Source organism: Streptomyces sp. NPDC050164 (assembly GCF_044459945.1).
Classification (GTDB): Bacteria; Actinomycetota; Actinomycetes; order Streptomycetales; family Streptomycetaceae; genus Streptomyces; species Streptomyces coeruleorubidus_A.
In genome coordinates this window covers 174,234-196,382 of sequence record NZ_JBITJK010000011.1, presented here as the reverse complement: position 1 = coordinate 196,382, position 22,149 = coordinate 174,234, and the positions used below count along the sequence as shown (strand labels likewise).

The window sequence follows — 22,149 nt, the reverse complement described above, 5'->3', positions numbered from 1 at the left end:
AACTCGCCCCGGAGTCGTTCCACCTCCCCCAACCTCATACCGGAGAGGATGCCCACCACCAGGCGAGATCACCCAACGTAACGAAGCACTACTAGGCACCCGGCGTTCTTGCCGGCGCGGGGTGGTCCGAGCCCGGCGGAACGGGGTGCCGCCAGCGGTTGCTGGGGCCGAGGCGTTGCGCAACCCCGCGCTGCGGGGTGCCGCTGCGCCCCCTCCCCCAGGCTCTGGGCTTCGCTCGAACGGGGGGACCCTGTGAGCAGGGGCGACCCCCATCGCCCCAGCGGCACGAGCGCCCGCAGCCAGGCGGGACCGGCGGCCCGCCGCGCCGCGGCCTGCGGCAGCTCAGCCGAGACGCGCCCGCACCCGCGCACGCCGAGAAGGGGACGTGTCGGGGGGTGTCCGCCCGCAGCGGTTGGCGCGTCAACGGGGAGTCAGCCGGTGTCCGACCCCCTCGCGCCGTTCCGAGGACGGACACCCCCGGCGCGGCCCCGACCCACAACCACCGCGCAGGCGAAGGCGCGCCCCCACCGAACCCGCACAGGACGCGGCTAGAGCGTCTGCTCGGGCTTCGTTTCCTCTCCCCTCGCGAGGCGGCTGTGCGTGCGGCCGTAGAGGAAGTACACGAAGAACCCGGCGGCCATCCAGATGCCGAACCGCACCCACGTCTCGGCGGGCAGGTTGATCATCAGCCACAGCGAGGCGCACACCGACAGGATCGGGATGAGCGGCACCCAGGGGGTGCGGAAGGCCCGGTGCAGGTCGGGGCGGGTCCTTCGGAGGACGAGCACACCGATGGCCACGACCACGAAGGCGAACAGCGTGCCGATGTTCACCAGGGCGGCGAGCTCCGTCAGCGGAGTGAAGCCGGCCAGGATCGCGATGACCACGCCGAGCAGGATGGTCGGCCGGTGCGGGGTCTTGAACCGCGGGTGCACGCGCGAGAAGAAGCGGGGCAGCAGTCCGTCGCGGCTCATCGCGAAGAACACCCGGGTCTGCCCGAGCAGCAGGATCATGCACACCGTCGTCAGACCGACAGCGGCACCGAAGCTGATGAAACCCGCGTACCAGGGATGCCCGGTGGCCTTGAACGCGTCGGCGAGCGGCGCGTCGACGGACAGTTGGCTGTAGTGCTGCATGCCGGTCACAACGATCGACACGGCGACGTACAGGGCCGTGCAGATGAAGAGGGAGCCGAGGATGCCGCGCGGCATGTCGCGCTGCGGATTGCGGGTCTCCTCCGCCGCCGTGGCGACGACGTCGAAGCCGATGAAGGCGAAGAACACGACGGAGGCGGCGGTGAAGATGCCCATCACGCCGAAGTTGGAGGGCGCCCAGCCGAACATGAGCTGGATCAGCGGGGAGTCGAGACTCGACCCGGCCTCCACCGGCTTCTCCTTCGGGATGAACGGGTCGTAGTTCTCGCCCTTGATGAGGAACGCGCCCGCGATGATCACGACGAGGACGACCGTCACCTTGATGGCGACGACGATCGACGTGATCCGCGCGGACAGCTTCATGCCGAGCACGAGGATGCCGGTGAGGACGAGGACGAGCGCGGCGGCGAGGAGGTCGAAGCCGAAGACGTCGGAGCCCTCTCTGCTGCCCAGGGCCGCGGGCATCGCCCAGCCCGCGTTGTCCATGAGCGACTGGATGTACCCGGACCAGCCGACGGCCACCACCGCCGTACCGAGGGCGAACTCCAGAACCAGGTCCCAGCCGATGATCCAGGCGGACAGTTCACCGAGGGAGGCGTACGAGAACGTGTAGGCGGACCCGGCGACCGGGACCGTGGACGCGAACTCGGCGTAACAGAGCGCGGCCAGGGCGCAGGCGACGCCGGCCGCGACGAACGCCAGAGCCGTCGCGGGCCCGGCGTTGTTCTTCGCGACTGTTCCGGTGAGGACGAAGATGCCGGTGCCGATGATCACGCCGACGCCGAAGACCGTCAGATCGAGCGCGGACAAGGACTTCTTGAGCGCGTGCTCTGGCTCCTCGGTGTCGAGGATGGACTGCTCGACCTTCTTCGTCCGAAAGAGGGTGCTGCTCACAGGGGATACCTCCCACGCTTGTCGTCCTCGACATGATCGAGAGGGGGCACCATCCGTATGCCCCGGCACGGACGAATTCACGCCAATGGGCCGGTTACACCACCCTCATGGTGGGGTAACCGGCCCATCCGAACCGCTCGGCCGTGCCGGCCGTGTCAGTCGCGCGCGGACTCCACCGAGTCCACCGCGTCCGCGGCGGACCGCTCGTACCGCCCGTCCAGCTTGGCGACCAGCCCGGTCACCTGGCGGGCGATGTCCGGCGCGGTGAGGCCGATCTCGGCCATGACCTCGGCGCGCGAGGCGTGGTCGAGGAAGCGCGGCGGGATGCCGAAGTCGCGCAGCGGCACGTCGACGCCCGCGTCGCGCAGCGCCTGCGCGATCGCCGAACCGACACCACCGACCCGGCTGTTGTCCTCGACGGTGACGACCACGCGGTGCCGCTCGGCGAGCGGGGCCATGGCCTCGTCGACGGGTTTGACCCAGCGCGGGTCGACGACGGTCGTGGAGATGCCCTGCTTGTCGAGCAGGCCGGCGATCTCCAGGCACATCGGCGCGAGGGCGCCGACGGAGACCAGCAGCACGTCGGGCCGGTCGGTGCCGGGCTCGCGCAGCACGTCCATGCCGCCGACCCGGCCCACGGCGGGAACGGCGGGACCAACGGCGCCCTTGGAGAAGCGGACCACGGTCGGCGCGTCGTCGACCGCGACGGCCTCCCGCAACTGGGCGCGGACCTGGTCGGCGTCACGCGGCGCGGCCAGCCGCAGCCCCGGCACGACCTGAAGGATCGACATGTCCCACATGCCGTTGTGGGACGCCCCGTCGGTGCCGGTGACACCGGCCCGGTCCAGCACGAAGGTCACCCCGCACTTGTGCAGGGCCACGTCCATCAGCACCTGGTCGAAGGCCCGGTTGAGGAAGGTGGCGTACACCGCGAACACCGGGTGCACCCCGCCCGTCGCCAGGCCCGCCGCGGACACGGCGCCGTGCTGCTCGGCGATGCCGACGTCGTAGACCCGTTCGGGGAAGCGCTTGGCGAACCTGTCCAGGCCCACCGGCTGGAGCATGGCGGCGGTGATGGCGACGACGTCCTCGCGCTCCTCGCCGAGCTTGACCATCTCCTCGCCGAACACGGACGTCCAGTCGGCGCCGGAGGAGGCGATCGGCAGGCCCGTGTCGGGGTGGATCTTGCCGACGGCGTGGAAGCGGTCGGCCTCGTCCTGGAGGGCGGGCTGGTAGCCGCGGCCCTTCTCGGTGAGGCAGTGCACGATGACCGGCCCGCCGAACCGCTTGGCCCGCGCGAGCGCGGACTCCAGGGCCTCCAGGTCGTGTCCGTCGATCGGGCCGACGTACTTCAGGCCGAGGTCCTCGAACATGCCCTGCGGGGCGATGAAGTCCTTCAGGCCCTTCTTGGCGCCGTGCAGGGTGTCGTAGAGCGGCCGCCCGACGACCGGGGTGCGCTCCAGCACCTCCTTGGTGCGGGCGAGGAACCGCTCGTAGCCGTCCGTCGTCCGCAGCGTCGCGAGGTGGTTGGCGAGACCGCCGATGGTCGGCGCGTAGGACCGCTCGTTGTCGTTGACGACGATGACGAGGGGCCGGTCCTTGGCGTCGGCGATGTTGTTCAGCGCCTCCCAGGCCATGCCGCCGGTCAGCGCGCCGTCACCGATGACGGCGACGACGTGGCTGTCGCGCTCGAGGAGCTGGTTGGCCTTGGCGATGCCGTCGGCCCAGCCGAGGACGGTCGAGGCGTGCGAGTTCTCGATGACGTCGTGCTCGGACTCGGCCTGCGAGGGGTAGCCGGACAGGCCGCCCTTCATCTTCAGCCGGGAGAAATCCTGACGGCCGGTGAGGAGTTTGTGCACGTAGGACTGGTGACCGGTGTCCCAGAGCACCTTGTCCTTGGGCGAGTCGAAGACCCGGTGCAGGGCGATGGTGAGCTCCACCACGCCGAGGTTGGGGCCGAGGTGACCGCCGGTCTTGGAGACCGCTTCGACAAGGAAGGTCCGGATCTCCTCCGCCAGCTGGTTCAACTCCTCCAGGCTGAGCCGGTCCAGATCGCGCGGTCCCCTGATACGGGTCAGCAGCGGCACCCGTGCCTCCTTGCAGTAGAGCTGTTGCCGGGTTTGTCGAGTCTAATGTTCCGCCTTCGCGGGCGGTGCCGAGGCCATGCGTCGTACGTCACGCGTTCGGCTGTACCCAAGTTGTGCCACACCTACGACATGACTGTGCCCGGCACCTCACGGTGCCGGGCACAGCGGTGTTCTTCGGCGCTACGCGCGCCCTGCCGTCTTCTGTGTCTTACGCGTCACCGCGTCGATCACGACCGTGGCCAACAGCACACCACCCGTGATCATGTACTGCACCGGAGAAGCGATGCCCTCCAGGGCGAGCCCGTACTGGATGGACACGATCACCAGCACACCGAGCAGCGCGTTCCACGTACGCCCACGACCGCCGAACAGCGACGTACCGCCGATCACCGCGGCCGCGATCGCGTTCATCAGCAGGTCACCGCCACCGGCACCCTGGTTGGCCGCCGCGATCTTCGAGGCGATGAACAGACCGCCCACCGCGGCGAAGGTCCCGGAGATCGCGAACACCGAGATCCGGACCATCTCCACGTTGATGCCGGCCCGCCGCGACGCCTCGACGCTGCCGCCGAGGGCGAACACCTTCCGGCCGTACGCCGTGCGCCGCAGCACGAAGTCCGTGACCAGCAGCACCACGATGAAGATCACCACGGCCAGCGGCAGGCCCTTGTACTGGTTGAAGACGATGGCGACGGCGAACGCGACGATCGCCAGCAGCACCGTCCGCACGATGGTCTCGCTCAGCGGCCGCGACGGCACCCCCGCGGCCTCCCTGCGTCGGTTACCGAGGAAGGAGCTGAGGAAGTACCCGGCGGTCACCACGGCGGCCAGCCCGTAGGCGGCGGCCACGTCCGAGAAGTAGTAGCTGGTCAGCTGGGCCACGACCCCGTCCGGGTCGAGGTTGATCGTGCCGTTGTCGCCCAGGATCTGGAGCATGAAGCCGTTCCAGAACAGCAGTCCGGCCAGGGTGACGGCGAACGCGGGGACACCGATCTTCGCGAAGAAGAAGCCGTGCAGCGCGCCGGCGACCGTGCCGGTGACGATGGCCAGCAGGAAGGCGAGCCACTCGTTCATGCCGTTGGTGACGTTCAGCACGGCGAAGCTCGCACCCGCGACTCCGCTGACCGAGCCGACCGACAGGTCGATCTCACCCAGAAGCAGCACGAACACGATGCCGACGGCGATCATGCCCGTGCCGACCATGGCGACGGACATGTCGGACAGGTTGCCCGCGGTGAGGAAGTTGGAGTTCAGGCTCTGGAAGATGATCCAGATGATGGCCAGGCCGACGACGACCGGGATGGAGCCCAGGTCGCCGGACTTCATCTTGCGCTTGAACTCGGTGACGTAGCCCGCGAGGCCCTGCTCGCGCACCAGCAGCCGGGGGTCGACGACCGTGACGGCGGCCTTGGCCGCCTCGGGGTTCTCCACGGCGTGGTCTTCGGGCGCCGCGGAGGTCTTGTCGATGCTCACTTGGAAACCTCCCCGTTCGTGCGCGCCGCACGGCGGGTCACGGCGTTGTCGGTGGCGCCGGTGATGGCGGAGATGATCTCTTCCTGCGAGGTCGACTTCACCTCGAAGATGCCGTTGTTGCGCCCGAGGCGCAGCACGGCGACCTTGTCCGCGACGGCCTTCACATCGGCCATGTTGTGGCTGATGAGGATCACGGCGTGGCCGCGCTCGCGCAGCCGCTCGACCAGGTCGAGGACCTGCGCGGTCTGCTCGACGCCGAGGGCGGCGGTGGGCTCGTCGAGGATGACCAGTTTCGGCTCGCCGAGCATGGACCGGGCGATGGCCACGGTCTGGCGCTGGCCGCCGGAGAGCGAGGCGATCGGGATGCGCACGCTGGGGATGCGGATCGACAGCGTGTCGAGCAGCTCGCGGGAGCGGCGCTCCATCTCCACCTCGTCGAGGATGCCGCGCTTGCGGATCTCCCGGCCCAGGTAGAGGTTGCCGACGACGTCGATGTTGTCGCACAGCGCGAGGTCCTGGTAGACGGTCGCGATGCCCAGGTTCTGGGCGTCGTGCGGCTTGTTGATCTGGACGGACCTGCCGTCCCATTCGATGACGCCCTCATCGATGGGGTGCACGCCGGCGATCGTCTTGACCAGCGTGGACTTTCCGGCGCCGTTGTCGCCGACCAGGGCGACCACTTCACCGGCGTGGACCTCAAGCTCTACGTCGGTGAGCGCCTGTACGGCACCGAACCGCTTGGAGACCCCGCGCAACGCCAGCACGGGCGTAGCGGACACGTGAACCATCTCCTTCGCCGCCTGACCCGGCGGGAGGTTGTGCAGAAGTGTGGGAGGAGTGATCACTCCGGCGCCCCGCGGAGCTTTGCGGGGCTGGTGTGGCGGGGCGCCGGAGGAACTCGGGGCAGCCGGTCCCGTGCGGGAGTCACAAGAGTCACGAGCGTCACGGGAGTCCGCACGCGGACTCCCGTACCCCTCAAGGGACCTGACGACTGCTTAGGGGACCTGACGGCTGTTTAGTTGAGACCGATCTTGTCGCAGGCGGCCTTGTACTTGCCGGTGCAGATCTCGCTCACGGTGTAGATGCCGTCCTTGATGACGGTGTCCTTGATGTTGTCCTTGGTCAGCGAGACGACAGGGACCAGGACGGAGGGGATGGCCTTGGTGGTCGGGCTGTCGACCTTGTCCTTGGCGATCGAGTCGAGCGACTTGCCCTGGGCGAGGGCGACGGCCATCTCGGCCGCGACGTCCGCCTCCTGCGGGTAGGGCTTGTAGACGCTCATGTACTGCTCGCCGGTGACGATGCGCTGCACGCCCGCGAGCTCGGCGTCCTGGCCGGTGACCGGGATGTCGGCGATGCCGGCGGCCTTCAGGGCCGTGATGATGCCGCCCGCCATGCCGTCGTTGGCGGAGTAGACGCCGACGATCTTGTCCTTGCCGAGGGCGGAGATGGCGCCCTCCATGTTGGAGTTGGCGTTCTCCGGCTTCCACTCCTTGGTGTCGTACTCGCGGCCGATCTTCACCTTGCCGTCGAGGACGGAGTGTGCGCCCTTCTTGAACTGGGCGGCGTTCGGGTCGGTGGACGACCCGTTCATCATGACGATCTGGCCGTCCTTGGCCTTGTCGCCCAGGGCCTTCAGCAGGGCCTCGCCCTGGGTCTTGCCGACGGTCTCGTTGTCGAACGAGGTGTAGGCGTCGATCGGGCCCTCGGCCAGGCGGTCGTAGGCGACGACCGGGATGCCCGCGTCCTTGGCCTTCTTCACCGAGCCGGCGATGGCCTTGGAGTCCACCGCGTCCACGATCAGCACGTCGACCTTGTTGGTCACCATCGTGTCGACCTGCTGGTTCTGCGTGCTGGCGTCCTGCTTGGCGTTGGCGTAGACGACCTCGCCCTTGCCGTTGGTGAGTTCCTTGACCTTCTTCTGGATGAGCGGCCGGTCGAACTTCTCGTAGCGCGCGGTCGCGTTCTCCGGAAGGAGCAGGCCGACCTTGATGTCGTCGCCCTTCTTGGCGGACCCCGTGGAATCGGCGTTGTCGCCGGACTCCTTGGCGCTGCCACAGGCAGCAAGCGAAACAGCCATCGCACCGGCGGCAATCGCAACGGCGGCGCGACGCATACGCGTGTTCACTTCAGAAACCTCCCTGACGAGGCCGCGACATTGCGGCCGAGGTGGCTGGAAGTCAACTCGGCCACACGTGCGACGTCAAGAAGTAAATCCTTAACGAGATGGCAACGGTGCCATCCGTTCTCTAAGTGAAGGCAGGGGCCGTCGCCTGCAGCGCCCCGACGGCAGTGCCGTCCAAAAGGGTCGAATCGCCCATCTCGCTGAGGGCCAGCGCGAGCGCTCCGAGCACCTCTGCACGGCCGCCGAGTGCCCCGGGGAGAACGGACAGCTGGCGTGCCGCACTGGGGATGGCGTAGCGGCCCACGGACTCCCGGATCGGTCCGAGCACCAGCTCACCGGCCTCGGCGAGATCACCGCCGAGCACCACGCGGCTCGGGTTCAGCAGGTTGCAGAGATTGGCCACTCCACTGCCGATATGGCGGCCGACGTCGGCGATCACCCGACGGCAGCCCGGGTCTCCGTCCCGCGCGAGCCGCACGACGCCTTCCATCGTCAGGTCGGTGCCGTGGCTGGACTGGAGGAGCGGGAGCACGTAGCGCGCGGCCGCGAAGGTCTCCAGGCAGCCGCGGTTTCCGCAGCGGCAGACGGGGCCGGATTCGTCGAGTGTAATATGTCCGATTTCTCCGGCGGTACCGCCCGGACCGCGGTAGATCTTGCCGTCGATCACCAGACCCGCGCCGACACCGCTGGCGACCTTGATGTACGCAAGGTCGCGCACGCCGCGGCCGCTGCCCCAGACCATCTCGCCGAGGGCGCCGAGGTTGGCGTCGTTGTCCACGTGGACGGGGACGCCGAGGCGGCCGCGGAGCTCCTCGGCGGGCTTGGTGCCCGTCCAGCCGGGGAGGATCGCGGTCGAGCCGAGGGTGCCGGACTCCACGTCGATGGGGCCGGGCACGCCGAGGCCTACGCCGGCGATCTTGGAACGGTCGACTCCGGTGGCCTCGATCAGGCGGGTGACCAGCTGTTCCGCCCGGTCGAAGCCCTGGGTCGAGGAGGCGTCCACGTCCAGCGGCTCGGACTCCTCGGCGAGGACCTGGTGGGCGAGGTTGCCGACGGCGACGCGTAGGTGGGTGTGGCCGAAGTCGACCCCTATGACGATGCCGGCGTCACCGCTGAGCGACACGCTGCGGGCCCTACGGCCGCCTGCCGAGGTGGGTGTGACCTCGACCGTGCCGCCGTCCTTCAACTCCCGGACGATGTTGGACACCGTCGCCGCGGACAGGCCCGTCGTCCGGGCGATCTCGGCCTGGGTGAGGGAGCCCGCCAGGCGTACGGCTCGTACGACCCGCTCCAGGTTGGCTCGGTGCAGCGATGACTGCGACCCCGGAGTCTCCACGACGACCTCCTGCGCGCGGGGCCGCTTCGATGAGGCCCCGTCCATGTCCAACTAGTGAACTCTAAGCTGAGCCGTTCGGGTTGCCTCCCGTCAAGAGGTTGAACCGATTCGAGGTGTGTGCATGTGGTTGCGGAGGGCTACGGGGGCCTCCGGCGGTTGGGCAGGGGCGCCTACGCGGTGGTGGTGGGTCGGGGCCGCGTCGGGGGGTGTCCGTCCTCGGAACGGCGCGATGGGGTCGGACGCCGGCTGACTGTCCGTTGACGCGCCTAGCTGCGGGCAATCGTGCCGCTAAGGGCGGCACGGGTGGGCGCAGCGGCACCCCGCTTCGCCGGGCTGCGGACCCACCCGGCATCAGCGCCAGTGCCCGGGCCCTGCAACGCCGGGCTGCGAAACCCCTGCGGCTCAGCTGCCGCAGGCCGTCGCTACTTCAGCGCACCCGCCGTCAGGCCCTGCACCACCTGTCGCTGGAAGATGATGTACGCCGCCAGGACCGGGAGCATGGCCATGACCAGGCCCGCGAAGAGGCCCGACCAGTCACCCTTGTAGCCCTGGCTGACCGCCAGCTGGACGAGGCCCTGGGTGAGGACGCGCTTGTCGGGGTCGGTGTTGAGGACCGTGGGGAGCATGTACTGGTTCCACTGGCCCAGGAAGTTGAAGATGCCGACGCTGACCAGGCCCGGCTTGGCCATGGGCAGCATGATCTGGAAGAACGTACGGCTGTGCGAGGCGCCGTCGACGAAGGCCGCCTCGGCCACCGACGTCGGCAGCGTGCGGAAGAACGCCGTCAGGAAGAACACCGTGAAGGGGAGGGAGTAGGCGATGTAGACGAGGATCAGGCCGTGGATGGTGTTCAGCAGGCCCATGTTGTTCACGACGTAGAACAGCGGGACCAGCGCCAGCATGATCGGGAAGCTCATGCCGCCGATGAACAGGTAGTAGATGAAGCGGTTGCCCGGGAAGTCGAAGCGGGCCAGGACGTACGCCGCCATCGAGCCGAGCACCAGCGTGCCGACGAGCGAACCCCCCACCACCAGGACGGTGTTGAGGAAGTAGTCGCTCATGTTGGCCTCGGTCCACGCCCGCGACCAGTTGTCGAAGTGCAGCGTGTCCGGCAGCGACCAGGGCGAGCTGAAGATGGACCGGTCGTCCTTGAAGGACGTCATCACCGCCCACAGCAGCGGCATGACCACCATGAACGCCCAGAGGACGAGGATGCCGTGGGAGAAGGCGTTGAGGACCGTGCCCTCCTTCTTCTCCTTCCGGGGCGGGCCCGGCGGGGTGTCGGCCTTGGTGACCGGCGCACCGGACTCGGCCGGCACGGGCGCGGGGGTCTGCGTCGTCTTCATCAGTACTCCAGCCGCTCGCGACGGCCCAGCCGCATCACCACGGCGGCGAAGGCCAGCGTGACGACGAGCAGGGCGACACCGATGGTGGTGGCGTAGGCGGCCTGCCCGTCACGGAACGCCTTCTGGTACACGTACAGGACCATGACGGTGGTCGAGTAGTCGGGACCGCCCGGCCCGGTCGTCATGATCTGCACGACCGCGAACGACTCGGCCCCCAGGGCGAGGATGCCCATGTAGACCCAGCCCGACTGCACGGTGTCCCAGAGCAGGGGCAGGGTGATGCGGAAGAACGTCGTGGCCCGGCCCGCCCCGTCCAGCAGCGCGGCCTCGTACATCTCCGCCGGGATGGAGGCCATGCCGGCGGAGAAGAGGACCACGAAGAAGCCGACCGTGGACCAGACGAGCACCGCCATCACGGCCCACAGCGCGAGGTCGGGGTCGCCCAGCCACAGCGGCTGGACGCCGTCCAGCCCGATCCCGCGCAGGATCGAGTTGATCGCGCCGCTGTCCGGGTTGTACGCGAACGCGAACAGCAGCGCGACGATGGCGATCGAGAGGACCTGCGGGAAGAAGTAGACGATTTTGTAGAAGGAGGAGCCGCGGACACCGGAGACGACGGGGCCGTTCTTCCTCTTTCTGCCGCCCACATTGATCATGAAGGCGAAGAACAGCGCCAGGCTGATCGTCACGACCGGCAGCAGGAGCGCGAACAGCAGGCTGTGCTGCAACGACTTCCAGAAGATCTCGTCGTCCAGCATCCGGCTGTAGTTGTCGAAACCGACCATCTTGAATTCGGGGCTCAGGCCGGTCCAGTCCGTGAACGAGTAGTAGATGGACTGGATGAACGGCCAGACCACGAAGAGCGCGTACAGTCCCAGGGGCAGCGCGAGGAAGCCCACGATGAACCGGTACTTGCCGTGCTGCATCGCCACTCCGGTGCCGTTGCGGAAAAGGTTTCCGGTGCCGTTACTGGTGCTTGTAGTGCTTGATGGAGTCGTCCTTGGCGGCCTCGTCGGCGTAGCCCTGGATCTTTTTGATGGCTTCGGCCGGGGTGAGGCGGCCGGCCATCATCTCGCCCAGACCGGAGACACCGATCTTCTCCTTCTGCAACTGCACGTACCAGTCCTGGAGGCGGGGATTCACCACGTTCTCGCCCGCCTTTTCCAGCGCCGCGACACCCGATTTCAGACCGGGGGTGAGGGCGATGCCGTCGGTGCCGCCGTTGTACGCGGTCAGCGACTTCACCTTGCCGGTGAAGTTCTTCGAGGACGCCTCACTGAGCATGATGCGCAACTGCTCCATGCCGCCCTCGGCGTTCTTCGCCTTGGCCGGGACGATGAAGGGCTCGCCGCCGGAGGCCCAGATGGTGCCGAAGGGCAGCTTGTCGGAGGAGTCGAGGCCGGTGGGCGCGGAGACGGCCAGGCCGAAGTCCTTCGGGATGACGTTGGCCGACTCGTTCTCCACCCAGGAGCCGTTCGGGATGAACAGCGCCTTGCCCTGGGCCCAGGCGGTCTGCGACTGGATGTGGTCCAGGCCCGGGGTGCCCTTGAGGATGTAGCCCTTCTTGTAGAGCTCGTAGTACGCGTCGAAGCAGGCCTTGACGGCCGGGTGCTTCCAGGCGTTCGGCTCCAGGTTGTCGATGGCGTCGAGGACCTCCCGGCCGCCGACCTTGCCGATCATCGGGTAGAGCGAGAAGGGGAGGTAGTACGGGTACTTGCCCGCGTACGTCCAGCCCGCCATGCCCTTCTTCTTGGCCTTCTCGCAGACCGCGAGCATCTGGTCCCAGGTCTCGGGGTACTGCTCGTCGAGCGAGTCCAGGGCCTTCTGCGAGTACCAGACGCCGTAGACCGTGTAGGCGTAGTAGAGGATCCAGACCTTCTCGCCGTCGAACTGGCCCATCTCGACGATGCCGGGGCGCAGCGTGTCGCGGACCTTCTTGGCCGGGTCGTCGTAGGAGGGCGCGTCCAGCAGCGGGGTGAGGTCGGTGAGCTGGTTCTTGCCTACCAGAACGCCCATGTCCATCTGCTCGGCGCCGGAGTTGTCGATGAGGTCCGGCGGGGTGCCCTGGTTGAAGCGGGGCTGGAGGGTGGACTGGATCTTCTGGGTGGCGGAGAACTTCACCTTCGCCTTGGGGAAGTTCTTCTCGTAGATCTTCACGGCGTCCTCGGCGTACTCCTTGCCGAAACCGCCGTCGAACAGGACGAATTCCATGCCCGCGGTGTCGTTGACGCCGAGCGGGTTCTTCGCGGTCTTCTTGCCGGCCTTGGCCTTGTCCCCGCTGTCGCCGCCGCCGCTGCTGGCGCAGGCGGACAGGAAGCTCATCGTGGGAACGGAGATCAGCCCGAGCGCGGCGGACCTTTTGATCAGATCACGGCGGCCGACACCTTCGGTGCCGTGGTTCTCGGCGGAAGTGGATCCCATGCTCAAGTCCTCGCCTTCTCCAGGACTCAGGCGGTGAACCGGATCCTTCCCGGCACCGCGATCGGGTCAAGCTGGGTCGTGCAGGAAGTGCGGGTGGTGACGTGCGGATCGCGTGAATCGTCCGACAGGTATAGTCCACTTCCCGCCAGCGGATCAACATCGAACACAGGGTTGGCCGTGGGTCTTATCCGAGTTGAGACCTCGCGGAAAGTCGAGCGCTCTGCCGGTAACCCGGCGGAAAATTCCCGGTCGTCACCCCCGAATGCCACAGCCAACACCCTTGACACTCTCCGGCACCTGGGCAACTACTGGTCCTTGTGTTCGAATTTGACAACGTTGTCCACTGTATGCCCTGCCTCCGCAGCCACCCCCACGTGCACCACCCCGCCCCCAGTAACCACCTCAGCCAGCGACAACAGGCACATGCGTTCGCATCACCCAGTGCCCCCGGCAGGCAACGTTTACCCGTCAAGGAGCGGCGTCCGGTGCGTGCTCTCGGCGTGCCGCAAGAAACAGGGGAAGACGCCCGGGAACAGCGCGCGGAACGTGTACGTGCAGGGGCTGAAGGTCAACGGCCGGACACGGGCAGGCACGCGCGTTCAGCGTGAGGTCACCGGGTACGTACGAGAAGTACCGCCTGGTCCTCGACGGCGAGGGCACGCCGGCGGAGGTCGAACTGCTCGCCTGAGCAGCCGAGTTGGGGGTCTGATGCCGCTTCCCGTGCCCGTCTTGCCCGAGGGAGTCGATCCGGCCTGGCTGTCGCCCGCCGTCTTCCGGGCGGTCGGCAGCCGGCGGACGCTGATCCGTGGATCGAGTGCGCTGGTGGAGACGGTGCACGGGGAGGTGGCGGAGGCCTGCCGGCGGTTCGGGGGGCGGGTCGTGCGCGACGTCCAGCCGGGCGAGGGCGCGTACGACCTGGTCCTCGACCTGGGTGCCGACGGCTTCGGCGAGGAAGGCTTCACATCCGCGCGTGAGGGCGGCACGACGACCGTCACCGCCTCCGGCGGACGGGGGCTGCTGTACGGCCTGTTCCATGTCGTGCGGCTCGGCGAGGCGGCGTTCACCGGCGCGTGGGTTCGGCAGACGCACCGGCCCGCCCTCGCCCTGCGCATGCTCGACCACTGGGACAACGTCGCCGTGCACCCGGTCATGGGTCAGGTGGAGCGCGGGTACGCGGGCGGCTCGCTGTTCTGGGAGGACGGGCGGGCGCGCGGCGACCTGGAGCGGGTGCGGGCGTACGGCAGGCTGCTCGCGGCGTGCGGGATCAACGCGGTCGCCGTCAACAACGTCAACGTGCACGAGACCGAGGCGCACCTGCTGACCGACCGGATCGGCGAAGTGGCCGCGATCGCCGATGTGCTGCGGCCCTATGGGGTCCGCACACACCTGTCCGTGTCCTTCGCCGCGCCGGTGGTGCTCGGCGGACTTCCCACGGCCGATCCGCTGGGTGAGGCGGTGCGGGCTTGGTGGGCAGCGGCGACACGACGGGTGTACGAGGCGATCCCCGACTTCGGCGGGTACGTGGTGAAGGCCGACTCGGAGGGTCAGCCGGGCCCGTTCGCGTACGGCCGCACTCACGCGGACGGAGCGAACATGCTGGCCGCCGTGCTCGAACCGTACGGCGGCACCGTCCACTGGCGGGCGTTCGTCTACGACCACCGCCAGGACTGGCGGGACCGCACGACGGACCGGGCCCGGGCCGCGTACGACCACTTCGTGCCGCTGGACGGCGAGTTCGCGCCGAACGCCGTGCTCCAGGTGAAGCACGGGCCGATGGACTTCCAGGTGCGCGAGCCGGTCTCGCCGCTGATCGGCGCGATGCCGCGCACCCGGCTGGCGGTGGAGTTGCAGGTCACCCAGGAGTACACCGGGCAGCAGCGGCACGTCTGCTGGCTGGGGCCGATGTGGAGCGAGGTGCTGCGGTTCCGGCACGAACCGGAGTCGTCCGTGGGGGAACGGGCGCGGGGCGGGCTGGTCGCCGTGTCCAACGCCGGCGACGATCCGTTCTGGACCGGGCATCCCCTCGCCCAGGCCAACCTGTACACCTTCGGACGGCTGGCCTGGCGGCCGGACGCGGAGCCGCGTGAGGTGCTCGACGAGTGGATCGGGCTGACCTTCCCGGAGGTCTCGGAGCGCCTGTCCGACGGGCTGCACGCGGTGCTCGACGGCTCGTGGCGGACGTACGAGAAGTACACCGCTCCGCTCGGCGTGGGATGGATGGTGCAGCCGGGCCACCACTACGGGCCCAGCGTCGACGGCTACGAGTACAGCCCCTGGGGCACCTACCACTTCGCCGACCGGGACGGCATCGGCGTCGACCGCAGTGTGGTGACCGGCACCGGGTACGCCGGGCAGTACGCCAAGCCGTGGGCCGAGCTGTACGAGTCGGCGGACACCTGCCCCGACGAGCTGCTGCTGTTCTTCCACCACGTGCCGTACGGACATCCGCTGAAGAGCGGGAAGACCGTGATCCAGCACATCTACGACACGCACTTCGAAGGCGTGGAGGAGGTCGAGGAGGCCCGGGAGGCGTGGGCCTTGCTGGCCGGGCTGGTGGACCCGGCGCGCCACGCGCGGGTGGCGGAGCGGTACGAGGAGCAGCTCCGCAGCGCCCGCGAGTGGCGCGACCAGATCAACAGCTACTTCTTCCGCAAGTCGGGGTTGCCGGACGAGCGAGGGCGCCGGATTTACTGAAGGATCGCCACGCCCAGGGGGTCGAGGACCAGGGGTTCGCCCTGCTCGACCCGTTTGCCGGTGAGCAGGTCGGTGGCGGTGGTGCGGGCCGTCAGGTGGGCCGGTTCGGGGGCGTGGTTGAGGAGGAAAAGGAGGGGGGTGCCGTCGGGGGTGACACGGGTGGCGGTCTCCACCGCGGGGTGGTCGGCGTAGGGGCCGAGCAGGTCGTGGCGGGCCAGGATGCGGCGGACGACCTCGTCGACGCCCGGCTGGTCGAGGGCGGTGGCGACGTACCAGGCCTCGCCGTCACCGAACCGGTTGCGGGTCACAGCCGGGGTGCCCGCGTAGAAGTCGGTGCCGTACGTGGCGACCGGTTCGGCGCCGCGTGGGAGCACGATCTCGAAGACGAGCCGTGCCTCGGCCGGCAGTTCGGGGATCGGCTGTGCGAACTCCGGGGGGCGGGCGTCCCATTCGTCCACGCGGATGCCCATGAGAGGGGCGAGCGGGCCGGGGACGTCGGTGAGCAAGGCGCGGTCGTGCTCGTCGACGCGGCCGGAGAGGAAGGTGGCCAGGACCGTGCCGCCGCGGGCGGCCACTTCTTCGAGGCGTGTGGCGAGGTCGCCCTTGACCATGTGGAGGACGGGGGCGAGCACCACGTCGTAGGGCGCGAGGTCGGCGGTCTGCGGGATCACGTCCACGTCGGCGCCGGCCTCGCGGGCGGCCCGGTAGTAGGCGTGGACCATGTCCGGGTACTTGACCGGCCGGGACGGGCCGTCGGAGATCTCCAGGGCCCACCAGCTGTCCCAGTCGAAGAGGAGGGCGGTACGGGCCGGGGTCCGGGCGCCGAGAGTCCGGTCGCCCAGGGACTCCAGCTCCCTTCCCACCTCGGCTACTTCGCGGAAGATACGGGTGTCGTCGCGGCCCGCGTGGCCGATGACCGCCCCGTGGTACTTCTCGCAGGCGCCCCGTGAGGCGCGCATCTGGAAGTAGAGGGCGGCGTCCGCGCCGTGGGCGATGGCCTGGAAGGTGGCGAGGCGGAGTTCGCCGGGTCGCCGGAGCGGGTTGACGTCCCGGCACGCGGTGGTGGAAGGCGTCTGCTCCATCAACCAGAACGGGGCGCCGTCCTTCAGGCCGCGCATCAGGTCGTGGGCGAGGGCGGGCCGGGTCGGCGGGGCGTCCAGGGGCGGGTAGTTGTCCCAGGAGGCGAAGTCGAGGTGGGGCGCCCAGCGGTGGTAGTCGAGGGGGCGAAAGGTGCCCATGAAGTTGGTGGTGACGGGCGTGTCCGGGTCGTGGGCGCGTATCACCTCCTTCTCGGCCAGGAAGCAGCCGAGGAGGGCGTCGGTGGTGAAGCGGAAGTAGTCGAGGGTGATGCCCTGGAAGGCGGTGTGGTCGGGGCCGCGCCAGTGTTCGGTGAGGGCGTTCGGCGGCTCGATCTGGTCCCAGTCGGTGTAGCGGTGCGACCAGAAGGTGGTCCACCAGGCGTCGTTGAGGGCGTCGAGGGTGCCGTGCCGGTCGCGGAGCCATTGACGGAACGCCTCGGCGCACAGCTCGCAGTAGCAGACGCCGCCGTACTCGTTGTTGATGTGCCAGGCGAGCAGGGCGGGATGGTCGGCGTACCGTTCGGCGAGGCGGGAGGCCAGCGCGGTGGCGTGCTCGCGGTACGTCGGTGAGCTGGGGCAGAAGTTGTGGCGCTGGCCGTAACGGTGGCGGCGGCCCTCGAAGTCGGTGCGGTTGACCTCGGGGTGGCGCTTGGCGAGCCAGGGCGGGAGGGCGGCGGTGCCGGTGGCCAGACAGACCCGGCGGTTCTCTGCGGTGGCACGGTCCAGGATGCGGTCCAGGACCGTGAAGTCGTAGGTGTCCGGGGCCGGTTGGGTGAGGGACCAGGTGAAGACGCCGACGGTGAGGGTGTCGATGCCGGCCCGGCTGAACAGGCGGTGGTCGTCGTCCCAGACGTCCTCGGGCCACTGCTCGGGGTTGTAGTCACCGCCGTAGGGGATCTTCGGCGTGCGGGGCGCGGTCATGCCGTGAAGTCCTCCTGGGTCTCGGTGATCACCGTGCGGCTGCCGTGCAGCAGGGACAGCAGTAACGGGGCGGCCAGCAGGGCTGCCACGGCCTCGGTCAGCAGGGCGGTCAGCGCGGCCGTCAGGACGAGCAGGGAGGCGGCGGCGAGGGTGGCGCGGCCGTGCCGGAGCAGGAAGTACCCGGCAAGGCGGGCGGTGTCCCGGGCGCGGAAGGCGAACAGCGAGGTGAGGACGAGGGCGTGCGCGCCCCAGAGGAGGGAGCCGGCGCCGATCGCCGCGAGCAGCAGCGCCCACCAGGCGGGCAGGCCGGTGGCGGAGAAGTGGGTCAGGGTGAAGGCGATGACCGTCAGCCAGGCCAGCAGGGGTGTCCACAGCTTCAGCGCCGGTACGGCGTTGAGCCGCCAGCCGCGCAGGAAGGCGCGGGCCGGGTGCAGTTCGGTGAGGTCGCGGCTGCGGTGGTGGAGGGCGTAGAGGGCGGCGGACAGGGCCGGTCCGGCGGGCAGGAGGCACAGGGCCGCGAGGGGCAGGTTGGCGGGGTCGGGGCCGAGCAGGAGCAGTCCGGCCAGTCCCGGGGAGGCGGCGAGGAGCAGCAGCGCCTCGACGGTGAGGACGGTGTGGATCAGGGCGGAGGCGCGGGAGAGGGCTCCGGTGCCGAAGTCGGAGGTACGTACGGTGCTCATGCCGCCTCCCGGCCGGGCAGGCGCCACTCGTCCCACCAGAGCGGGGTCCCGTCGGCGGCCGGGGTGAGCTCGACGAGGGTGACCTCGTGCCGGCCCAGGGTCAGGGGCAGGTAGACGCGGCCGGCGTCAGCGGCCAGCCGCCGACAGGTGCGCGCGGGCTCGGCGGAGTCCTGGAAGCCGCGGCGCAGGACCAGACCGACGCGGCCGGCGTCAGCGGCCAGCCGCCGACAGGTGCGGGCGGGCTCGGCGGAGTCCTGGAAGCCGCGGCGCAGGGCGAGGTCGTGGCGGCCGGTGCCGACGCGGTGTCGCCAGGCGCCGGTCAGCCGGCCGATCGGCGCGTCGGGGACGCGGATCACCCGTTCTCCTTCTTGAACCGCTCGTACGCCTTGTTGTGCAGGTCGACGAGCTGCTGCATGTTCTTCGACTTCAGTTCGGCGAGGTAGGCGTTCCATTCGGACAGCGGACGCTTGCCGAGGACGAACTGGAGGGTGTTCTGGATGACGGTGTCCTTGAGCGGGGTCTCCCAGAGGGTCGCCTGTTCCTGCTCGAAGGACTGGAGCGGGTGGGCCGGGTCGACGGGCAGCTGCTCGCGCTGGGTCATGGCGTCCTGGAACCTCTTCTCGTCCGGGCTGAACGAGGAGGAGACCAGGTCCCAGGTGCCGCCGTAGGTGAAGACGCCGTTGAAGAAGCCGTAGTCCTTCTGGAGGTCCTTCGGGGCGTCGGGGTCGGAGCCCATCAGGGAGATGCCGGGCTTCAGCCGGGGCCGGCCGCCGGACTCGGTGTAGGTGACGCCCTCGACGCCCCACTTGCAGAACTTCTGGCCCTCGTCGGAGTACCAGAGCCAGTCGAGGAACTGCATCATCGCGACGAAGCCGTCGCTCTTGAGGGCCTTGCTGGAGACCATGACGCCGTTCTCCAGGCGGGTGCCGCCGAGCACGACCGGGCCGGCCGGTCCGAGGGGCACCGGGACCATCTCGATCTCGGCCCCGTCGACCTGTTTCTCCAGGTTGTAGCGGTAGTTCTGCACCAGCTCCTGGGGGTTGGCGCTGATCGCGTAGGACTTCTCGGCGAGCAGCTTCTGCACGGCCTGGTCGTCGGTCTGGCTGAAGCTCTCGGGGTCCATGAGCTTCTCGGCGACGAGCCTGCGCAGGTACTCGACCATCTGGCGGTAGGCGTCCTGGGCGCCGGTGAAGACGAACTTCTGCGCCTTGTGGTCGAAGCTGATGTTGTCGTACGTCCATCCGGCCCGGACGCCGAAGGCCTGGCCGAGGTAGCTGAACAGGGCGCCGCAGGGGAAGGGGGTGTTGGTGCTCCAGCGGTCGGAGAAGGGGTACGTGCCGGGGTACTCCTCCCTGAGCGCCTTGAGGACGTCGTAGACCTCGTCCCAGGTGGTGGGCAGGCTCAGGCCGTGCTTGCCGAGGACGTCCGTGCGGAAGGACAGCGAGTAGCCGGACTTGGCCTTCTCGTGCAGACCGGGCAGCAGGTAGTACTTGCCGTCGGACTGGCGGATCGAGTCGAGCTCGGGCTCCAGCTTCCATTTGCGCACCTTGTCGCGGAAGTTGGGCATCAGGTGAACGTAGTCGCTGACCGCTAGGATCGCGCCCGACGAGACGAAGGCGACCTCGGAGGGGTGGTACGTCTTCGGGATCAGGAAGGGGGCGTCGCCCGCGCCGATGAGGACGCTGCGCTTCTTCTCGTAGTCGGCCAGCGGGACGTCGACCGGTTCGAGGGTGACGCCGGTGCGCTTGGTGAGTTCCTTCCAGAACAGCCAGCCGTCCTTCATGGGGTAGACGGGGTTGTTGTTGTGCAGGACCGAGAAGGACAGCGGCTTGGCCGCCTTGAACTGCTGCCCGGCCCGGTAGTTCTTCATCGCCCCGTTTTGCTTCTTCGACAGGTCCTTCCCGTCCCCGCCGTCCTCTGAGCTGCCGCAGCCGGTGACCGTGGCGAGGCCGATGAAGCCGGCGGCGGCGAGTATCTGGCGCCGCGACAGCTGTCCTGCGTTCTTCACGGAGACTCCTTTGTTCCGTAAGCGAGTTGATCCGTAGGCGAGTTGAGGAGGCCGCGTCAGCCCTTGACCGCGCCGAGCATCACGCCCGAGACGAAGTAGCGCTGGACGAACGGGTACACGCAGAGGATCGGCAGGGCGGTGAGGACGATGGTCACCGACTGGATGTTCGCGCCGACCTGGCTGAGCTGCTCCGTGCCCGCGCCGGCGTTGCCGCCGCCGGTGGCGCCCTGGATGAGGTTGCGGAGGTAGACGGTGACCGGCATCAGATCCGTCCGGTCCATGTAGAGGAAGGCGCTGAACCAGGAGTTCCAGAAGGACACCGAGTAGAACAGCACCATCGTCGCCACGACCGCCTTGGACAGCGGCAGGACGATCCTGAGCAGGATGCCGTACGTGCTGAGGCCGTCGATCTGCGCGGCCTCCTCCAGTTCGGTCGGCAGGTTCTCGAAGAAGGCCTTCATGACCAGGAGGTTGAAGACGCTGATCGCGTTCGGCAGGGCGATCGCCCAGACGCTGTTCTTCAGGCCGAGGCTGGTGACCAGGATGTAGTTCGGGATCAGGCCGCCGGTGAAGAACATGGTGAACACGGCGATCCCGACGAGCACGCCACGGCCCTTGAGGTGCTTCTTCGACAGCACGTAGGCGTAACAGGTCGTCAGCACCATGGCCACGGCCGTCGCCACGACCGTGTACAGCACGGTGTTGCCGTAGTTCCGCCAGAACATCGAGTCCTGGAACACGATCTCGTACGTGGTGAGGTTGAACCCCTTGGGCAGCAGGGTCACCTCACCGGCCCGGATCTGCCGCTCCCCGCTGAAGGACCGCGCGAGGATGTTGACGAAGGGGTACAGGGTCACCAGCACGACGAGGGTGAGGACCACCCCGTTGACGCCCTGGAAGACCCGGTAGGAACGACTCGGCTTCACCACAGGCTCGTCCCCACTGTGCGGCGCGAGAGTTGGTTGGCGGACGTGATGAGGACCAGGCCGATGATCGCCTCGAACAGACCGATGGCGGCGGCGTAGCTGAAGCTGTTGGACTCCACGCCGGACCGGTACACGTACGTCGAGATCACGTCGGCGGTCGGATACGTCAGCGGGTTGTACAGCAGCAGGACCTTCTCGAAGCCGACCGCCATGAACGCGCCGATGTTGAGGATCAGCAGCGTGACCATGGTGGGCCGGATGCCGGGCAGGGTGACGTGCCAGATCTGCTGCCAGCGGTTGGCGCCGTCGATGCGCGCGGCCTCGTACAGGTCCTCGTCGATCGTGGTGAGCGCGGCGAGGTAGAGGATCGTGCCCCAGCCGGCGGTCTGCCAGATCTCCGAGCCGACGTAGATCGTGCGGAACCACTCGGGTTCCTGGATGAAGCGGATCGGTTCGTGGCCGAACCAGCCGAGGATGTGGTTGACCGGGCCGTCGCCGGCCAGCATCTGCATCGTGATGCCCGCGACGATCACGATCGACAGGAAGTGCGGAAGGTACGACACCGACTGCACGAACCGCTTCAGGGAGCGCCGGCGTACCTCGTTGAGCAGCAGCGCCAGCACGATCGGGACCGGGAAGCAGAACAGCAGCGTGAGCCCGCCGATCCACAGGGTGTTGCGGAACACCTGCCAGAAGGTGGGGTCGTTGAGGAACATCTGCACATAGCGCAGCCCCACCCACTCCTCGCCGAAGAGCGATCCGCCCGGCTCGAAGCGCCGGAAGGCGATGACGTTGCCGATCATCGGCAGATAGCGGAAGACCAGGAAGAACAGCAGCGGCAGGATCGCCAGCGAGTACAACTGCCAGTCGCGGCGCAGCGCCCGCCGCCAGCCGGTCCGGGCGGGGTCCCGCTTGCCGCGTCGGGGTGCGGCTGAGGCCGGAGACGGATCCTCGGTGCCCGGCGGGGCCGATCTGGTGGACGTGCTCATTGCTCGGGCCTCCCGT

General features: G+C 68.6%; 16 protein-coding genes. 1 reads left to right on the top strand and 15 read right to left on the bottom strand.

Annotated elements, in window-relative coordinates; genetic code table 11:
• Positions 1 to 548: 548 nt before the first annotated feature.
• From ACIBNA_RS18220 to ngcE, 9 genes are all read right to left on the bottom strand, one after another.
• On the bottom strand, positions 549 to 2,048 hold the full coding sequence (locus ACIBNA_RS18220; RefSeq protein WP_274820437.1) for an amino acid permease: 1,500 nt from the start codon (positions 2,046 to 2,048) through the stop codon (positions 549 to 551).
• 155 nt (positions 2,049 to 2,203) lie between these two features.
• On the bottom strand, positions 2,204 to 4,135 hold the full coding sequence (gene dxs / locus ACIBNA_RS18215; protein ID WP_399166199.1) for a 1-deoxy-D-xylulose-5-phosphate synthase: 1,932 nt from the start codon (positions 4,133 to 4,135) through the stop codon (positions 2,204 to 2,206).
• Positions 4,136 to 4,315: 180 nt separating this feature from the next.
• Positions 4,316 to 5,608 (bottom strand): sugar ABC transporter permease, encoded by a 1,293-nt coding sequence (locus ACIBNA_RS18210; protein ID WP_399166198.1) that lies wholly within the window; start codon positions 5,606 to 5,608, stop codon positions 4,316 to 4,318.
• Positions 5,605 to 6,396: an ATP-binding cassette domain-containing protein gene (locus ACIBNA_RS18205; protein WP_097221478.1), complete on the bottom strand. Its 792-nt coding sequence runs from the start codon at positions 6,394 to 6,396 to the stop codon at positions 5,605 to 5,607. Before ACIBNA_RS18205 ends, ACIBNA_RS18210 begins: the two co-directional genes overlap by 4 nt.
• A gap of 227 nt (positions 6,397 to 6,623) precedes the next feature.
• Complete coding sequence (locus ACIBNA_RS18200; protein WP_399166208.1) at positions 6,624 to 7,724, bottom strand: sugar ABC transporter substrate-binding protein; 1,101 nt, start codon at positions 7,722 to 7,724, stop codon at positions 6,624 to 6,626.
• 133 nt (positions 7,725 to 7,857) lie between these two features.
• Positions 7,858 to 9,069: an ROK family protein gene (locus ACIBNA_RS18195; RefSeq protein ID WP_399166197.1), complete on the bottom strand. Its 1,212-nt coding sequence runs from the start codon at positions 9,067 to 9,069 to the stop codon at positions 7,858 to 7,860.
• Positions 9,070 to 9,491: 422 nt separating this feature from the next.
• Positions 9,492 to 10,415 (bottom strand): carbohydrate ABC transporter permease, encoded by a 924-nt coding sequence (locus tag ACIBNA_RS18190; protein WP_399166196.1) that lies wholly within the window; start codon positions 10,413 to 10,415, stop codon positions 9,492 to 9,494.
• Positions 10,415 to 11,341, bottom strand: coding sequence for a carbohydrate ABC transporter permease (locus tag ACIBNA_RS18185; RefSeq protein WP_274820432.1), 927 nt, complete (start codon positions 11,339 to 11,341; stop codon positions 10,415 to 10,417). The genes ACIBNA_RS18190 and ACIBNA_RS18185 overlap by 1 nt, the downstream gene beginning before the upstream one ends.
• Positions 11,342 to 11,381: 40 nt before the next feature.
• On the bottom strand, positions 11,382 to 12,836 hold the full coding sequence (gene ngcE, locus ACIBNA_RS18180; RefSeq protein WP_399166195.1) for an N-acetylglucosamine/diacetylchitobiose ABC transporter substrate-binding protein: 1,455 nt from the start codon (positions 12,834 to 12,836) through the stop codon (positions 11,382 to 11,384).
• Positions 12,837 to 13,544: 708 nt separating this feature from the next.
• Here ngcE and ACIBNA_RS18175 point away from each other — a divergent pair.
• A complete protein-coding gene (locus tag ACIBNA_RS18175) occupies positions 13,545 to 15,530 on the top strand; it encodes an alpha-glucuronidase (protein WP_399166194.1) in 1,986 nt (661 codons plus the stop codon).
• Here the strand turns inward: ACIBNA_RS18175 and ACIBNA_RS18170 are convergent.
• The 6 genes from ACIBNA_RS18170 to ACIBNA_RS18145 are packed head-to-tail and all read right to left on the bottom strand — an operon-like array spanning position 15,524 to position 22,133.
• Positions 15,524 to 17,530 carry a beta-galactosidase gene (locus ACIBNA_RS18170; RefSeq protein WP_399166193.1) on the bottom strand — a complete coding sequence of 669 codons (2,007 nt, stop codon included), beginning with the start codon at positions 17,528 to 17,530 and terminating at the stop codon, positions 15,524 to 15,526. The two genes, ACIBNA_RS18175 and ACIBNA_RS18170, sit on opposite strands and share 7 nt — an antisense overlap.
• On the bottom strand, positions 17,527 to 18,210 hold the full coding sequence (locus ACIBNA_RS18165; protein ID WP_399166192.1) for a hypothetical protein: 684 nt from the start codon (positions 18,208 to 18,210) through the stop codon (positions 17,527 to 17,529). The genes ACIBNA_RS18170 and ACIBNA_RS18165 overlap by 4 nt, the downstream gene beginning before the upstream one ends.
• Complete coding sequence (locus ACIBNA_RS18160) at positions 18,207 to 18,566, bottom strand: hypothetical protein (RefSeq protein ID WP_399166191.1); 360 nt, start codon at positions 18,564 to 18,566, stop codon at positions 18,207 to 18,209. The genes ACIBNA_RS18165 and ACIBNA_RS18160 overlap by 4 nt, the downstream gene beginning before the upstream one ends.
• Positions 18,563 to 20,218, bottom strand: coding sequence for an extracellular solute-binding protein (locus ACIBNA_RS18155; protein ID WP_399166190.1), 1,656 nt, complete (start codon positions 20,216 to 20,218; stop codon positions 18,563 to 18,565). The genes ACIBNA_RS18160 and ACIBNA_RS18155 overlap by 4 nt, the downstream gene beginning before the upstream one ends.
• Positions 20,219 to 20,274: 56 nt before the next feature.
• Entirely contained in the window at positions 20,275 to 21,147 is an 873-nt protein-coding gene (locus tag ACIBNA_RS18150) for a carbohydrate ABC transporter permease (protein WP_397616581.1), read from the bottom strand.
• Positions 21,141 to 22,133 carry an ABC transporter permease gene (locus tag ACIBNA_RS18145; RefSeq protein ID WP_399166189.1) on the bottom strand — a complete coding sequence of 331 codons (993 nt, stop codon included), beginning with the start codon at positions 22,131 to 22,133 and terminating at the stop codon, positions 21,141 to 21,143. The genes ACIBNA_RS18150 and ACIBNA_RS18145 overlap by 7 nt, the downstream gene beginning before the upstream one ends.
• Positions 22,134 to 22,149: the final 16 nt, after the last annotated feature.

Excerpts from the sequence above, each read along its gene's own strand:
- ACIBNA_RS18165 (WP_399166192.1), bottom strand. The coding sequence starts at position 18,210 with ATGAGCACCGTACGTACCTCCGACTTCGGCACCGGAGCCCTCTCCCGC.
- ACIBNA_RS18205 (WP_097221478.1), bottom strand. The coding sequence starts at position 6,396 with ATGGTTCACGTGTCCGCTACGCCCGTGCTGGCGTTGCGCGGGGTCTCC.
- ngcE (WP_399166195.1), bottom strand. The coding sequence starts at position 12,836 with ATGGGATCCACTTCCGCCGAGAACCACGGCACCGAAGGTGTCGGCCGC.
- ACIBNA_RS18190 (WP_399166196.1), bottom strand. The coding sequence starts at position 10,415 with ATGAAGACGACGCAGACCCCCGCGCCCGTGCCGGCCGAGTCCGGTGCG.
- ACIBNA_RS18175 (WP_399166194.1), top strand. The coding sequence starts at position 13,545 with ATGCCGCTTCCCGTGCCCGTCTTGCCCGAGGGAGTCGATCCGGCCTGG.
- ACIBNA_RS18200 (WP_399166208.1), bottom strand. The coding sequence starts at position 7,724 with ATGCGTCGCGCCGCCGTTGCGATTGCCGCCGGTGCGATGGCTGTTTCG.
- ACIBNA_RS18170 (WP_399166193.1), bottom strand. The coding sequence starts at position 17,530 with ATGACCGCGCCCCGCACGCCGAAGATCCCCTACGGCGGTGACTACAAC.
- ACIBNA_RS18145 (WP_399166189.1), bottom strand. The coding sequence starts at position 22,133 with ATGAGCACGTCCACCAGATCGGCCCCGCCGGGCACCGAGGATCCGTCT.
- ACIBNA_RS18185 (WP_274820432.1), bottom strand. The coding sequence starts at position 11,341 with ATGCAGCACGGCAAGTACCGGTTCATCGTGGGCTTCCTCGCGCTGCCC.